At 68.4% G+C, this 14793-nt stretch carries 13 protein-coding genes; 7 read left to right on the plus strand and 6 right to left on the minus strand.

Features of this window, described 5'->3' with window-relative positions; genetic code table 11:
* Positions 1 to 39: 39 nt before the first annotated feature.
* From ACFCQI_RS04915 to ACFCQI_RS04925, 3 genes are read right to left on the minus strand one after another with little or no spacing between them, the layout of a single operon-like run.
* On the minus strand, positions 40 to 642 hold the full coding sequence (locus ACFCQI_RS04915) for an LON peptidase substrate-binding domain-containing protein (protein ID WP_395120264.1): 603 nt from the start codon (positions 640 to 642) through the stop codon (positions 40 to 42).
* 45 nt (positions 643 to 687) lie between these two features.
* Positions 688 to 2175 carry a UDP-N-acetylmuramate:L-alanyl-gamma-D-glutamyl-meso-diaminopimelate ligase gene (mpl, locus tag ACFCQI_RS04920; RefSeq protein WP_395120265.1) on the minus strand — a complete coding sequence of 496 codons (1488 nt, stop codon included), beginning with the start codon at positions 2173 to 2175 and terminating at the stop codon, positions 688 to 690.
* Positions 2176 to 2219: 44 nt separating this feature from the next.
* A complete protein-coding gene (locus tag ACFCQI_RS04925) occupies positions 2220 to 2804 on the minus strand; it encodes an adenylate kinase (protein ID WP_027484899.1) in 585 nt (194 codons plus the stop codon).
* A 189-nt stretch (positions 2805 to 2993) separates the two neighbouring features.
* Here ACFCQI_RS04925 and ACFCQI_RS04930 point away from each other — a divergent pair, with 189 nt between their 5' ends.
* From ACFCQI_RS04930 to ppa, 6 genes are all read left to right on the plus strand, one after another.
* Positions 2994 to 4271, plus strand: coding sequence for a 6-phosphofructokinase (locus ACFCQI_RS04930; protein WP_395120266.1), 1278 nt, complete (start codon positions 2994 to 2996; stop codon positions 4269 to 4271).
* Positions 4272 to 4431: 160 nt separating this feature from the next.
* Entirely contained in the window at positions 4432 to 4869 is a 438-nt protein-coding gene (locus tag ACFCQI_RS04935) for an RcnB family protein (RefSeq protein WP_395120267.1), read from the plus strand.
* Positions 4870 to 5030: 161 nt separating this feature from the next.
* Positions 5031 to 7103 (plus strand): sodium-translocating pyrophosphatase, encoded by a 2073-nt coding sequence (locus ACFCQI_RS04940; protein ID WP_395120268.1) that lies wholly within the window; start codon positions 5031 to 5033, stop codon positions 7101 to 7103.
* Between the two features lie 190 nt (positions 7104 to 7293).
* A complete protein-coding gene (locus tag ACFCQI_RS04945; protein WP_395121257.1) occupies positions 7294 to 9384 on the plus strand; it encodes a prolyl oligopeptidase family protein in 2091 nt (696 codons plus the stop codon).
* A gap of 84 nt (positions 9385 to 9468) precedes the next feature.
* Positions 9469 to 10323 (plus strand): 2OG-Fe(II) oxygenase, encoded by an 855-nt coding sequence (locus ACFCQI_RS04950; RefSeq protein ID WP_395120269.1) that lies wholly within the window; start codon positions 9469 to 9471, stop codon positions 10321 to 10323.
* 71 nt (positions 10324 to 10394) lie between these two features.
* Entirely contained in the window at positions 10395 to 10940 is a 546-nt protein-coding gene (gene ppa / locus ACFCQI_RS04955; protein WP_395120270.1) for an inorganic diphosphatase, read from the plus strand.
* A 60-nt stretch (positions 10941 to 11000) separates the two neighbouring features.
* Here ppa and ACFCQI_RS04960 read toward each other — a convergent pair whose 3' ends face one another.
* Positions 11001 to 12020 (minus strand): DUF2333 family protein, encoded by a 1020-nt coding sequence (locus ACFCQI_RS04960; RefSeq protein WP_395120271.1) that lies wholly within the window; start codon positions 12018 to 12020, stop codon positions 11001 to 11003.
* A 213-nt stretch (positions 12021 to 12233) separates the two neighbouring features.
* On the opposite strand from ACFCQI_RS04960, the gene ACFCQI_RS04965 reads away from it, so the two are divergent.
* Positions 12234 to 13250, plus strand: coding sequence for a zinc-binding alcohol dehydrogenase family protein (locus ACFCQI_RS04965; protein WP_395120272.1), 1017 nt, complete (start codon positions 12234 to 12236; stop codon positions 13248 to 13250).
* Between the two features lie 21 nt (positions 13251 to 13271).
* Here the strand turns inward: ACFCQI_RS04965 and ACFCQI_RS04970 are convergent, their stop codons facing one another.
* Positions 13272 to 13886: a bacterioferritin gene (locus ACFCQI_RS04970; RefSeq protein WP_395120273.1), complete on the minus strand. Its 615-nt coding sequence runs from the start codon at positions 13884 to 13886 to the stop codon at positions 13272 to 13274.
* 110 nt (positions 13887 to 13996) lie between these two features.
* Positions 13997 to 14647 carry a TetR/AcrR family transcriptional regulator gene (locus tag ACFCQI_RS04975; protein ID WP_395120274.1) on the minus strand — a complete coding sequence of 217 codons (651 nt, stop codon included), beginning with the start codon at positions 14645 to 14647 and terminating at the stop codon, positions 13997 to 13999.
* Positions 14648 to 14793 lie beyond the last annotated feature (146 nt).

Here is a 14793-nt window from a genome sequence, read left to right on the forward strand (position 1 = left end):
TCGACTCCATGGGATGAACGTCCAGTGTAGCCGGGCCGCTCACGCCTTCTGGAAGCGCGGCAGGATGTCGCGCAGCTCGGCCAGGCGCTGCAACGGATCGGTCAACTCCAGCATGCGCTGTTGTTCGCCGGTGTCCAGCGGCAGCAGTTCGGCCAGGCGAAAACCCAGCCAGCTGGCATCTTCGTAGTCGCTGCGCGCGGCATGCCGCCAATGCGGCGCCATCGTCTCTATCAGTCGTTCGAGGATGCTCTGCAGCAGGGCGAACTCCACCGGCACCTCCTGCACCGGCTCGCCGGGCCAGCGCTCGGCGTTGCCGCGCAACTGGCCATCGGCGCGCGCGCGGCTGCGCGAAACGCGAAAGCGCGCACCCCCTTCGGCCACGATGCCGAGCAGGCCGTTCTCGTCGCGCTGGAAATCGCTGATGCGCGCCAACGTGCCGATCGCCGCCGGCACGGCCGGCTCGCCAGTCTCGCGCCCGGCCAGGATCAGGCACACGCCGAACGGGCTGCCGTCACGGCAGCATTCGCGCACCAGATCCAGATAACGCGGCTCGAAGATGCGCAGGTGCAGCCGCCCACCGGGAAACAGCACGGAGGAGAGCGGGAACAGCGGGATGTCGAGCAGCTCGGATTTGACGGCCATCGGCCGAGTGTACCCAGTGCCCAGCACGACGGTCTGCGCGCAGCATCAGGCGCCGCGCAAACGCTCGACGAAGCGCCGCGGCGCAGCCTCGAAACCGCCGTTGGACATGAACACCACCTGGTCGCCCGGCCGCACCTGCCGACCCAACTCGGCGATCAGCGCGTCGACGGTCGGCACCGCGGCGCCGCGGCCGCCGAGGGCTGCCGTCACCGCACCGGCGTCCCACGGCAACTCGGCACGCTGGAGGATCAACACGCCATCGGCGTCGGCGAGCGACGGCGCCAGCGCCGCCGCGTGTGCGCCCTGCCGCATCGAGTTCGAGCGCGGCTCCAGCGCGACCAGGATGCGCGTGTCGCCAACCTTCGCGCGCAGCCCGGCCAGGGTGGTGGCGATCGCGGTGGGGTGGTGGGCGAAGTCGTCGTAGACGCGCACGCCGTTTACTTCGCCGACCAGTTCCATCCGTCGCTTGACGCTCTCGAAGCTGCTGAACGCCGGCAGCAATGCACGCGGATCGGCGCCGGCGGCCGTCGCCGCGGCGAGCGCGGCCAGCGCGTTCATCACGCTGTGCTGGCCCAGCAGCGGCCAGCGCACCTCGCCGAGCCGCTCGCCGCCGCGGTGCACCGCGAAGGCCGAGCCGTCCGCCTCGATCAGCGTGGCCTGCCAGTCGCCGCGGCCGATGCCGAAGGTTTCCACCGGCGTCCAGCAGCCCATCGCCAGCACCTCGGCGAGGCGCTCGTCGTGCGCATTGACGATCAGCCGGCCGTTGCCCGGCACGGTGCGCACCAGATGGTGGAACTGGCGCTGGATCGCCGCCACGTCGGGGAAGATGTCCGCGTGGTCGTACTCGAGGTTGTTGAGGATCGCGATGCGCGGACGGTAGTGCACGAACTTCGAGCGCTTGTCGAAGAACGCGGTGTCGTACTCGTCCGCTTCGATGACAAATGGCGCCGCCACCGGCGGCACGACACTCCCTTCTCCCCCCGGCGACCCTTGGGGAGTCCCCTCGCGGGTGAGAAGGTGGCGCACAGCGCCGGATGAGGGTCCGGGACTTGCGTGTCCCGATATGCTCCCCAACCGCGCCGACACCCCGAAATTCCCCGGCACGCCGCCGACCAGGAACCCCGGCGTCATCCCCGCGCTTTCCAGCAGATGCGCCAGCAGGCTGGTGGTGGTGGTCTTGCCGTGGGTGCCGGCCACGGCCAGCACGTCGCGCCCGGCCAGCACCGTCTCGCCCAGCCACTGCGGGCCGGAGACGTAGCGCAGACGCGCATCGAGCATGTACTCGACGGCCGGATTGCCGCGCGTCATCGCGTTGCCGACCACCACCAGGTCGGGCCTGGCGTGATCGGGCCCGGGCTGCAGGTGTTCGGCGGCGTAGCCGCTCATCAGGCCGATGCCGAGCGCCTCCAGCTGGGTGCTCATCGGCGGATAGACGTTCGCGTCGGAACCTTCGACCGTGTGGCCCAGTTCGCGCGCGAGCGCGGCGACGCCGCCCATGAAGGTGCCGCAGATGCCGAGGATGTGCAGACGCATGCCGAGCGACTCCGTGAAATCCGCTCCGCCGGAGCGGAAAGCGCTCAGCCGTTCGCGGCGGCGGCTTCGTTCTGCAGCGCGCGCTCGATCCGCGCGGTGACCTCGGCCAGCTCGCCGACGCCGTCCACCACCTGCAGCTTGCCGCGGCCGGCGTAGAAATCCGCCACCGGCGCGGTCTGCTCGGCATAGATGGCCAGGCGCTTGCGCACGGTGTCCGGGTTGTCGTCGGCGCGGCCCTCCGCCTTGAAGCGGATTTCGCAGCGGCCGATGATCGCCTGGTTCGGCACCTCCAGCTTCACCACCGCGTCCAGCGGCTGGCCGAGCTTGGCCAGCAGGTGGTCGAGCGCGTCGGCCTGGGCCAGGTTGCGCGGGTAGCCGTCGAGGATGAAGCCGGCCTTCGCGTCGGCCTGGGCCAGGCGCTCTTCCAGCATGCCGAGCAGGATGTCGTCGGAGACCAGCTGGCCGGCGTCCATCACCGCCTTGGCCTTGAGCCCCATCGCGGTGCCGGCGGCGACGGCGGCGCGCAGCATGTCGCCGGTCGAGATATGCGGAACGCCCAGCGCCGTTTTCAGCCGGGCCGCCTGCGTACCTTTGCCCGAACCGGGCGCACCAAGTAGGACGAGTCGCATAATGCTCCACGAGTTCGGCGGGTCGCCGCACGCTGCAGCAGCCCGCCCGATGCACGAAATTGCCGTCAAATTAGCCGCTGCACCGGGTGCCGTCAAACAGCGACCTTCGTCGCATCCGGCCAAGTATTTGTTGCATAAAAAGATTTGCCGGCACCGTTGCCACGCTTCCACTGCCCTATCGAGGATCCCATGAGCCCGAGCCGCCGTTCCCCCGCCGTCACCGGCAACCTGCTGTACGCCCAGTCCGGCGGCGTCACCGCGGTGATCAACGCCACCGCCGCCGGCGTGATCGAGGCCGCCCGCGGCAAGGGCGTGAAGGTGTACGCCGCGCGCAACGGCATCCTTGGCGCGCTGCGCGAGGAGCTGATCGACACTTCGAAGGAATCGGCCGCCGCGATCGCGGCGCTGCGCCACACCCCCGGCGGCGCGTTCGGTTCGTGCCGCTACAAGCTGAAATCGCTGGAGGACAACCGCGGCGAATACGAGCGGCTGATCGAGGTGTTCCGCGCCCACGACATCCGCTGGTTCCTCTACAACGGCGGCAACGATTCGGCCGACACCGCGCTGAAACTCTCGCAGATCGGCAAGACGCTCGGCTACGACATCCGCTGCATCGGCGTGCCCAAGACGGTGGACAACGACCTCGCCGTCACCGACTGCTGCCCGGGCTTCGGCTCGGTGGCGAAGTACACCGCGATCTCCACGCTGGAGGCCAGCCTCGACGTGGCCTCGATGGCCGAGACCTCGACCAAGGTGTTCATCCTCGAAGTGATGGGCCGCCACGCCGGCTGGATCGCCGCCGCGGCGGGCCTCGCCGGCGACGATGCGGACGCGGCACCTCACCTCATCCTGTTCCCCGAGAACGCGTTCGACGAGGCGGCGTTCCTGGCCAAGGTGCAAGCCACCGTCGAACGGGTGGGCTGGTGCACCGTGGTCGCCTCCGAAGGCGTGCGCAACGCGGCCGGCCAGTTCCTCGCCGAGGCCGGGACGCGCGACGCGTTCGGCCACAGCCAGCTCGGCGGCGTGGCGCCGGTGCTGGCCGCGCTGGTGAAGGAAAAGCTCGGCTACAAGTACCACTGGGCGCTGCCGGACTACCTGCAGCGCTCGGCACGGCATGCCGCCTCGCAGGTCGACGCCGAGCAGGCGTACGCCGTGGGCAAGGCCGCGGTCGACTACGCGCTGGCCGGGATGAACGCGGTGATGCCGGTGATCGTGCGCACGTCCGACGCGCCGTACCGCTGGAAGATCGCGCCCGCGCCGCTGGCGAAGATCGCCAACCGCGAGAAGAAGATGCCGAAGAACTTCATCAGCCGCGACGGCTTCGGCATCACCGCCGCCGCCCGCCGCTACCTCGCCCCGCTGATCCGCGGCGAGGCGCCGTTGCCCTACGGCAAGGACGGCCTGCCGCGCTACGTGCGGCTGAAGAACACGGCGGTGACAAAGAAGCTGGCGGCATTCGGGCGCTGAACTCCACGGCTTCCGTGACCGGCGTCACCGTGCTGAGCGCCACCTGAAAACAGGGGCGCCCGCATAGGCTTGCGTTCAGCCGCAGCTTCTTACGCTCCATCCTGCCCGGGTCGATCGCCGTGCTGCTGCGGCCACGACCCTCCACGGGAGGAGACTTGAGATGAAACTCATCCACCGCCTGCTCATTGCCCTCGCCCTGCTCGGCACCGGCAGCATCGCGCTGGCCGCCCCCGGCCCCGGTCCGGGCGACCACGGCCGATACGGCCACGACCGGGGTCACGACCGTGGTCACGATCGCCACCACGACGACCGCCGCTGGCACGACGACCGCCGCCACGGCGACTGGCGCCGCCACGACGACCGCCGCTACGGCTACGACCACCGCGACTACCGCTACGCCGGCCCGCGCTACTACCCGGTGCACCATCATCGCTGGGAGCGCGGCCACCGCTATTACGGCCCGAGCTACGTGGTGCGCGATTATCGCTACTACCGCCTGCGCCCGCCGCCGCGCGGCTACCACTGGGTGCGCGCGGACAACGACTACCTGCTGGTCGCGATCGCCACCGGCATCATCCTGGACTACGCCCTGCGCTGAGTCCGCACCAAGCTGACCGATCCGGGGCCATGCATCCGTGCATGGCCCTTTTCGTTGATGGACGGCGCTGCGCCGCACAACGGCCTGCACCACTGCCTCTGCCTATACTCCCCCGGACCGCCCGTTCCGGACGGCCACTTACAACCCATGGGGAGGCTCCGATGCTGCAGCAGTATGGCTGGTGGATCGTCGTTGCGTGTGCGGTGGTGGCGGTTCTGTATGGCGCGCTGTCCGCGCGCTGGATCCTGGCGAAATCGCCGGGCAACGAACGGATGCAGGAGATCGCCGCGGCCATCCAGGAAGGCGCACGCGCCTACCTCAACCGCCAGTACACCACCATCGGCCTGGTGGGCGTGGTGTTGCTGCTGCTGATCGGTTTCTTCCTGAACTGGCCGACCGCGATCGGCTTCCTGCTCGGCGCGATCCTGTCCGGGGCGGCCGGCTACATCGGCATGAACGTCTCGGTGCGCGCCAACGTGCGCACCGCCGAGGCGGCGCGCAGCGGCCTCGGTGCGGCGATGGACGTGGCGTTCCGCGGCGGCGCGATCACCGGCATGCTGGTGGTTGGCCTGGCCCTGCTCGGCGTGGCCGGCTACTGGCTGGTGCTCGGCCACTTCGGCGTCACCGGCGAGACCGCGCTGCACGCGCTGGTCGGACTGGCCTTCGGCAGCTCGCTGATCTCGATCTTCGCGCGCCTGGGTGGCGGCATCTTCACCAAGGGCGCGGACGTCGGCGCCGACCTGGTCGGCAAGGTCGAGGCCGGCATCCCCGAGGACGACCCGCGCAACCCGGCGGTGATCGCCGACAACGTGGGCGACAACGTGGGCGACTGCGCCGGCATGGCGGCCGACCTGTTCGAGACCTACGCGGTGACGGTGATCGCCACCATGCTGCTGGCCGGTCTCACCTTCGCCGACAACCTCGCTGCCGTGCTGTACCCGCTGCTGCTTGGCGGCGTGTCGATCATTGCCTCGATCATCGCCACCTTCTTCGTGAAGGTGAAGGCCGGCGGCTCGATCATGGGCGCGCTGTACAAGGGCGTGATCGTGTCGGCGGTGCTTTCGGCCGTCGCATTCTGGTTCGTCACCGGCAGCCTGCTGCCGCAGGGCCTGGCCGCCGGCGACGGCAGCGTCATTTCCAGCCACGCGTTGTTCCACTGCGCGCTGATCGGGCTGGTGCTGACCGGCCTGATCGTGTGGATCACCGAGTACTACACCGGCACGCAGTACAAGCCGGTGCAACACATCGCGGCGGCCTCGACCACCGGCCACGGCACCAACATCATCGCCGGCCTCGGCGTGTCGATGAAAGCGACCGCGATGCCGGTGATCGTGATCTGCGCGGCGATCTGGGGTGCCTACAGCCAGGGCGGCCTGTACGGCATCGCGATCGCCGCCACCGCCATGCTGTCGATGGCCGGCATGATCGTGGCGCTGGACGCCTATGGCCCGATCACCGACAACGCCGGCGGCATCGCCGAGATGGCCGACCTGCCGCCGGAAGTACGCGGCGTCACCGATCCGCTGGACGCGGTCGGCAACACCACCAAGGCGGTGACCAAGGGCTACGCGATCGGCTCGGCCGCGCTGGCCGCGCTGGTGCTGTTCGCCGACTACACGCACAACCTCGACGTCGCCGCCCAGGCCAAGGCATTGGCCGCGGGCACGGCGTATTCCCCGCTGACCTTCGACCTGTCCGACCACATGGTGATCATCGGCCTGCTGATCGGCGGCCTGATCCCGTACCTGTTCGGCGCGATGGCGATGGAGGCGGTCGGCCGCGCCGCCGGCGCCGTGGTGGAGGAAGTGCGCCGCCAGTTCCGCGACATCCCCGGCATCATGCAGGGCACCGGCAAGCCGGAATACTCGCGTGCGGTGGACATGCTGACCAAGTCGGCGATCCGCGAGATGATCGTGCCGTCGCTGCTGCCGGTCGCCGTGCCGATCGTGGTCGGCCTGCTGCTGGGCCCGAAGGCGCTGGGCGGCGTGCTGATCGGCACCATCGTCACCGGCCTGTTCGTGGCGATCTCGATGACCACCGGCGGCGGCGCCTGGGACAACGCCAAGAAGTACATCGAGGACGGCCACCACGGCGGCAAGGGCTCCGAGGCGCACAAGGCCGCGGTCACCGGCGACACCGTGGGCGACCCTTACAAGGACACCGCCGGCCCGGCGGTGAACCCGCTGATCAAGATCATCAACATCGTGGCGCTGCTGATGATCCCGCTGCTGTAACCGAAGCCATCCCATCCGGCTCGACGAAAATCCCGCTGCGGCGGGATTTTCGTTCGCCGCCAGCGGCGCCCTGCGGCCAGCGGCCGCATGGGATCCGCTCGATCGCCGGCAATTCCGCGCTCGCCCCCAAAGGAGAAACCTCATGCGACTGGTCTGGCTCACCCTGGCACTCGGCGTCACACTGGCGGGCATGAATCCTGCCGACGCCAGCGATACCCCAACCGCGAAAACCCCTGCCGACCAGGCCGCCACCAACGATCCCTGGCTGTGGCTCGAAGACATCCACGGCACCCGCTCGATGGAATGGGTGAAACAGGAGAACGCGCGCACGCAGGCGCGCTTCGCCAGCGACGCCAGCTTCGACAAGACGCGCGACGCGATCCTGCAGGTACTCGACTCGGACGCACGCATTCCCTACGTCAACCGCATGGGCGGCGAGCTGTACAACTTCTGGCGCGACAAGACCCACCCGCGCGGCGTCTGGCGCCGCACCACCCTGGCCGAATACCGCAAGGCCGAGCCGAAATGGGAGGTGTTGCTGGACATCGACGCGCTGAACAAGGCCGAGGGCAAGCGCTGGGTGTTCAAGGGCGTGCAATGCCTCAAGCCGGCGTTCGAGCGCTGCCTGGTGTCGCTGTCGCCCGACGGCGGCGACGCAGTGGCGGTGCGCGAGTTCAGCATCCCGAAGAAGGCCTTCGTGAAGGGCGGCTTCGAGCTGCCGGTGGCCAAGAGCGATGTCGGCTGGATCGACGAGGACACCATTTACGTGGGCACCGACTTCGGCCCCGGTTCGATGACCGCCTCCAGCTATCCGCGCATCGTCAAGGAGTGGAAGCGCGGCACGCCGCTGTCGGCCGCCGCGACCGTGCACGAGGGCAAGCACGACGACCTCGCGGTCAGTGCGTTCCACGACCGCACGCCGGGTTACGAGCGCGACTTCGTGTCGGTGGCCAAGGATTTCTTCCACAGCGAGCTGTTCCTGCGCCACGGCGGCAAACTGACACGCCTCGACGTGCCCACCGACGCCGATGCCAACGCCCACCGCGAATGGCTGCTGGTGCAGACGCGCTCACCATGGACAGTCGGCGGCGCCACCTATCCCTCAGGAGCGCTGCTGGCCATCCGCTTCGACGACTTCATCGCCGGCAAGCGCGAGTTCACCGTGCTGTTCAAGCCCGACGAGCACACCGCGCTGTCCAGCTACGCCTGGACCCGCAACCACCTGATCCTCGACGTGCTGGATGACGTCAAGAGTCGGCTGGAAGTGCTCACTCCGCCGCGGATGGCGGGCGCCGACGACGGCTGGCATCCCGAGGTGCTGCCGGGTGCACCGGCGCTCAGCACGGTCAGCGTGGTCGACACCGACCCCGACCACAGCGACGAGTACTGGCTCGACGTGGCCGGCTTCCTCACCCCCGCATCGCTCGAACGCGGCGTGCTGGGCAGCACGCCGGCGGAGACGATCAAGCAGGAGCCGGCGTTCTTCGACGCGTCGAAGTTCACCGTCAGCCAGCACTTCGTGACCTCGAAGGACGGCACCCGCGTACCGTATTTCGAGATCGCGCCCAAGGGCATCAAGCTGGATGGCGCCAACCGCACCCTGCTGTACGGCTACGGCGGCTTCGAAGTGTCGCTGCTGCCGCACTACAGCGGCAGCATCGGCCGCGCCTGGCTCGATCGCGGCGGCGTCTACGTGGTAGCCAACATCCGCGGCGGCGGCGAGTACGGCCCGCGCTGGCACAAGGCGGCGCTGAAGGCGAACCGCCCGCGCGCGTACGAGGATTTCGCCGCCGTCGCGCAGGACCTGATCAAGCGCGGCGTCACCTCGCCCGGGCACCTGGGCGCCGAAGGCGGCAGCAACGGTGGCCTGCTGATGGGCAACATGCTCACCATGTATCCGCAGTTGTTCGGCGCGATCGCCTGCGAAGTGCCGCTGCTGGACATGAAGCGCTATTCGCACCTCTCCGCCGGCGCGTCGTGGATGGCCGAATACGGCAACCCGGACACCGCCGACTGGAACTTCATCAAGACCTTCTCGCCGTACCAGAACGTGAAAAAAGACGGCCACTATCCGCCGGTGCTGTTCTACACCGCCACCAGCGACGACCGCGTGGGTCCGGTGCAGGCGCGCAAGATGGCCGCGAAGATGCAGGCGCAAGGCCACCCCGACGTGTGGTTCTACGAGAACCTCGAAGGCGGCCACGGCGCCGGCGCGGACAACCAGCAGTCCGCCCACATGCACGCGATGGCCTACGACTTCCTGTGGGATCAGCTGAAGTAGCGGTGACCGCCGCACGCTCGCGCGGGCGTGCGGCGAAAGTGGTCGCTGAAGTATGCTGACACGCCGATCGCAAGCCTTTCCGCCATGCCGTCACGCACCGCCATCAGCCATGAATTGCGCGAGTGGATCCTCGCCACCACACGGGCCGGCCACGGCGTGCCGGACGTGCTCAAGCTGATGAAGGACAACGGCTACGACCCGCGCCAGAGCCGCAGCATCGTCGCCGAAGTGCTGAAACTGCCGCTGGCCGCGCTCAACGCCGGTACCACTTCGCCCGCACCGCGCGGCCTGCGCACCAGACACCCGGAGGCGCCGGCGGTCTGCGTCGACGGCCACGCCATCGGCGTGTCGCTGAGCGTCGACGAACCGCCGCTGCGCGTGCTGGAAAACATCCTGGACGACGCCGAATGCGCCGAACTGATCGAGCTGGCGCGGCCGCGGCTGGCGCGCGCGCTGACCGTCGACGACGACGGCAAACAGCAGGTGGACCAGCGCCGCACCAGCGAAGGCATGTTCTTTTCCATCGGCGAACGGCCGCTGATCGCGCGCATCGAGCGGCGCCTGGCCGGCCTGCTCGGCCTGCCGGTCAACCACGGCGAAGGGCTGCAGATCCTGCATTACCGCCCGGGCCAGGAGTACGAGCCGCATTTCGACTGGTTCGACCCTGCCTTGCCCGGCTACGACGCCATCACCCGTTCCGGTGGCCAGCGCATCGCCAGCGTGGTGATGTACCTCAACACGCCCGAACTGGGCGGCGGCACCGCCTTCCCCGAGCTGGGCCTGACCGTCACCGCGCGCCGCGGTTCGGCCGTCTATTTCGCCTACGAAGGCGGCGACCCCCGCTCGCTGCACGCCGGCCTGCCGGTGATCTGCGGTGAAAAATGGATCGCCACCAAGTGGCTGCGCGAGCGGCCCTACCGCCAGGGCGGTCGCGGCTGACAAGCGGTGCTGCGATGCAGCAGCGTTTGGCGTATCCTAGCGGACTGTTTTTCCCCCGCTTGAGGATTCCCATGGGTCTGCATCTTGTCCCCGCCGGTCGCGACGTGCCAAACGAAATCAACGTCATCATCGAGATCCCCAAGGACGCCGAGCCGGTCAAGTACGAGGTGGACAAGGAATCGGGCGCGATCTTCGTCGACCGCATCCTGTCCACGCCGATGCGCTACCCGTGCAACTACGGCTACGTGCCGGGCACCCTGGGCGGCGACGGCGACCCGCTGGACGCGGTGGTGATCCTGCCGTTGTCACTGGCCGTGGGCTCGGTGATCCGCTGCCACCCGGTCGGCATGCTGCAGATGACCGACGAGGCCGGCGCCGACGAGAAGCTGGTGGTGATTCCCTCGCCCAAGGTGTTCCCGGGCTACGCCCACATCAACGACATGAAGGGCGTCTCGCCGCACTGGCTGCAGCGCATCGGCCACTTCTTCGAACATTACAAGGATCTGGAGCAGGGCAAGTGGGTCAAGGTCGAGGGCTGGGTCGGCGCCGAAGAGGCCAAGGCCGAAATCCTGGCCGGCATCGCCCGCTACAAGGCCGAGCACGGCTCCAAGGCCTGAGCCCGAAGGCGATGCAATGCAAGAGCCCCGCCCGTGCGGGGCTCTTGCGTTGGGGCCGCATCAGCCGCGCTTGAGCAACTCGCGCAGGTCGATCAGCGCCGCATTGGCGCGCGACACGTAGTTCGCCATCACCAGCGAATGGTTGGCGAAGAAACCGAACGGCGAACCGTTCAACACCATCGGACTGTGCAGCGGGCGCTGCGCCTCCTCCAGCTCGCGAATCACCTGTTCCAGGCTCACGTCAGCGTGCTTGGAGCGCAGGATCGGGCCGAAATCGCGCTGGATCGCCTTGAGCTGTTCCAGCAGCGTCCAGGTGTAGCCGCGTGCTTCGTAGAAGTTGTCGTCGATCTGCGTCCACGGGGTCTTGACCAGCCGGCCGCCGCCGGGCGCGGCCACGGTGGATGCGCTGACCGGATCGGAGGCGTCCACGTCGCCGATGCGGATCTGGCCCACGCTGGCGGACAGCCGCTGCGACAACGAGCCCAGCCGCGACGACACCAGCTGCAGGTAATCGGCCAGGTTGTCGGCGCGCGCGTAGAAGTGCGCATTGCTGTCGTCGGTATCGCCCAGCCGGACCAGATAGCCGTCCAGATACTTGATCGCCTTGCGGTACTGACTCTCCGAGCTGGGCAGCAGCCAGCTGTCGTTCGGGCTGTTGAGCAGCGGGTCGGCCCCGGCCAGGTCCTTGTCCTCGGTCGACTGCGTCTGCGAGCGGCTGAAGTCGTTGCGCAGCGCGCGCACCAGGTCGCGCGAGGCGGTCAGCGAGCCGAATTCCCAGTTCGGCAGGTTGTCCAGCAGCACGCCCGGCGGCAGCTTGTCGTTGCTGAGGTAGCCGCCGCGCTTGTCGAGCAGAGTGCGCACCGAGGCGATCAGGGTGACCGTGGTGGTGGCGCCGGTACTCACCGGCCGCTTCAATTCCTGCATCCGGGCCTGGGTGGCCGCCACCGGATCGAACAGCGCCGGCTCGGTATCCCACCACCACATCGACGCCGCGATCAGCAGCACCAGCACGGCGACCACGGCCAGGGTCGCCCGGCGCAGGCCGCGGCGCGGCGCGGGGGAAGTGTCAGGGGTCAGCATCGGACGGCTCCTGCGGAGGTGGCGAGCGGAGTCCGCAGCTTACAACGCGACCACCCCGGCGCTGTCGGGCGCATCTCGCTCGCGGCGGCGAGGTTCCGCCGCACAGGCTTTGCCGCGAGGCCGTGCCATCGCCGTATGCTTGCCATCGCCCGACGGCGCATCGCGCAGCGTGTTCGCTCACCGATGTTTACCCGCCGCCCCGGAGACATCCACATGAAAGCCGTCGCCCTCACCCGCTACCTGCCGATCGACGATCCGCAATCGCTGTTCGACGTGGAACTGTCCACGCCCGTGCCGGGCGAACATGATCTGCTGGTGCGCGTCGAGGCCGTGTCGGTGAATCCGGTCGATACCAAGCTGCGCGCACCGAAGCCACACGTGGAAGCACAACCGAAAGTGCTGGGCTACGACGCCGCCGGCACGGTGGAAGCCGTTGGCAGCGCGGTGGCAGGTTTCAAGCCGGGCGATCGCGTGTATTACGCGGGCGATGTCACCCGCCCGGGCAGCAATGCGCAGTTCCAGTTGGTGGACGCGCAGTTGGCCGCGGCGATGCCGCACAGCCTGGATTTCGCCGACGCCGCGGCGCTGCCGCTGGTGGCGATCACCGCGTGGGAGTTGCTGTTCCAGCGCATGCCGTTCGACAGCGAGCACGGCGGCGAGGGCCAGTCGTTGCTGGTCATTGGCGGCGCCGGCGGCGTCGGCTCGATCGCGATCCAGCTGGCGCGGCGCGCGGGGTTCACCGTGATCGCCACCGCCTCGCGTGCCGACAGTACCGACTGGTGCCGCGCGATGGGCGCGCAGCACGTGGTGAACCATCGACAGCCGCTGGCGCCACAACTCGCCGCGCTGGGTTTCGCGACCGTCAACGCCGCACTCAATCTCGCCGACACGGATGCCTACTGGGACGAACTCGGCGCGCTGCTGGCGCCGCAAGGCCACGTCGGCCTGATCGTGGAACCGCATGGCGCGCTGCGCATCGGCGATCCGTACAAGGCCAAATGCATCGGCATCCACTGGGAGTTCATGTTCGCCCGCGCGCGCTTCCACACGGCGGACATGGCCGAGCAGGGGCGCATTCTCGCCCGCGTGGCAGAGCGGGTGGATGCCGGCGAGTTGAGGGGCATCCGGCGCGAGACGCTGAACCCGATCAACGCGGCGAATCTGCGCGAGGCACATCGCCGGCTGGAATCGGGCAGCAGCATCGGCAAGCTGGTGCTGGCCGGCTGGTAGGCCGCCCGATCGACGGTGCCATCAGCGGCGCTTGCGGACCACCGCTTTCCCGCCGCTGGCCCTGGTCGAGGGTGCCGGCTTGGCAGGCTCGCCCTTCTTGCCGAGCTGCTCCAGCAAGGTGTTCATGTCCTCGGCGTGCTCTTCCTCCATCGCCAAGATGCTTTCCAGCACACGGCGGGTGGTGGGGTCGGCGGTGCCCACGTAGTCGATCATCTCGCGGTAGCTGTCGATGGCGATGCGCTCGGCGACCAGGTCCTCCTTGATCATGTCGACGATGTCCTCGCCTTCGACGTAGTCGGAGTGGCTGCGCGTGAGCAGGCCCTCGGGCGACAGGTTCGGTTTGCCGTCGAGCTGGGTGATGCGCTCGGCGAGCAGGTCGGCGTGTCCCTGTTCCTCGTTGGCGTGCTGCAGGAACTCTTCCTTGATCGCCTGCGAGTGGATGCCCGAGGCCATGTAGTAGTGGTACTTGTAGCGCAGCACGCAGACGATCTCGGTGGCCAGGGCGTGATTGAGCAGGGTCACCACGGTGGCGCGGTCGGCCTTGTAGCCGGCGGTCATCGCGCCCTTGTCGATGTCCTGGCGGGCGCGTTTGCGGATGTTCTCGATGTCGCTGACGAACGGCTTGGTCTTGGCCATGGCTTGCTCCTGCGGACGGGTGGCGCCGGCTGCGATGAGCTTTCCGGCGCACGGATATCGGCAGAGCATGGGCACCGGCCCGAGAAAGCCGGGTGAAGAACTTGGCGTGGTCAGCGCGGCAGGAAGGCGCGCAGGAAGGTGTCCACGCCCGCGCGCGCGGTCGTCTCGATTTCCTGCAGGTAGCTTTCCGGGCAATTCGTGCAGCCGAACATCTGCCGCATCATCAGGTTGCCCTTGATCAGGGTGAGGAACTGCATGCTGGCCCGGCGCACGTCGTCGATGTCGAGCTTGCCGGCGTCAACCGCCTGCTGCAGCAGGCGTTCCATCAGGCCATGGGTGCGCGTGGCGCCTTCCTCCCAGATCAGCTTGCCGTAGCGCGGGTTGCCCTGGCGACAGTCGCTGAGGATGGCGCGGAAGGTGCCCACGGTTTCGGCGTTGCAGTCCAGGTGGGCATGGGTCAGCGCCACCCGCAGCAGGGTCTCGCGGATGTCCGCCTGCGGATCGAAGCGGTAGGTTTCCTCCGGCAGCAGGTCCTGGATGCGCGAGCGGATGACTTCGCGGAACAGGTTGTCCTTGTCGCCGAAATGGCTGTAGACGGTGAGTTTGGACACGCCGGCGTCGGCGGCGATGGCATCCATGCTGGTGCCACTGAAAGCGTTGCTGATGAACAACGCCTTGGCCGCTGCCAGGATGGCCGCACGCTTCTCCATGTCCTTCGGGCGACCGGGTCCCTGGGCTCTGATGGGCGCGCTGGTACTCATGTCCTCCACCTTCAAATACAAATGATCAGCCTTTAGTATACGCTTCGGTTTATTTATTTGCCACGCGGCGGCAATCCGGCCATGGGCGGCGGTCGATCCGATGCGCACGGCGGGGTGACGGACGTCACGCAGCGCCGATGACTTCC

It is taken from the genome of Rhodanobacter sp. FW102-FHT14D06 (assembly GCF_043950705.1).
Lineage (GTDB): Bacteria > Pseudomonadota > Gammaproteobacteria > Xanthomonadales > Rhodanobacteraceae > Rhodanobacter.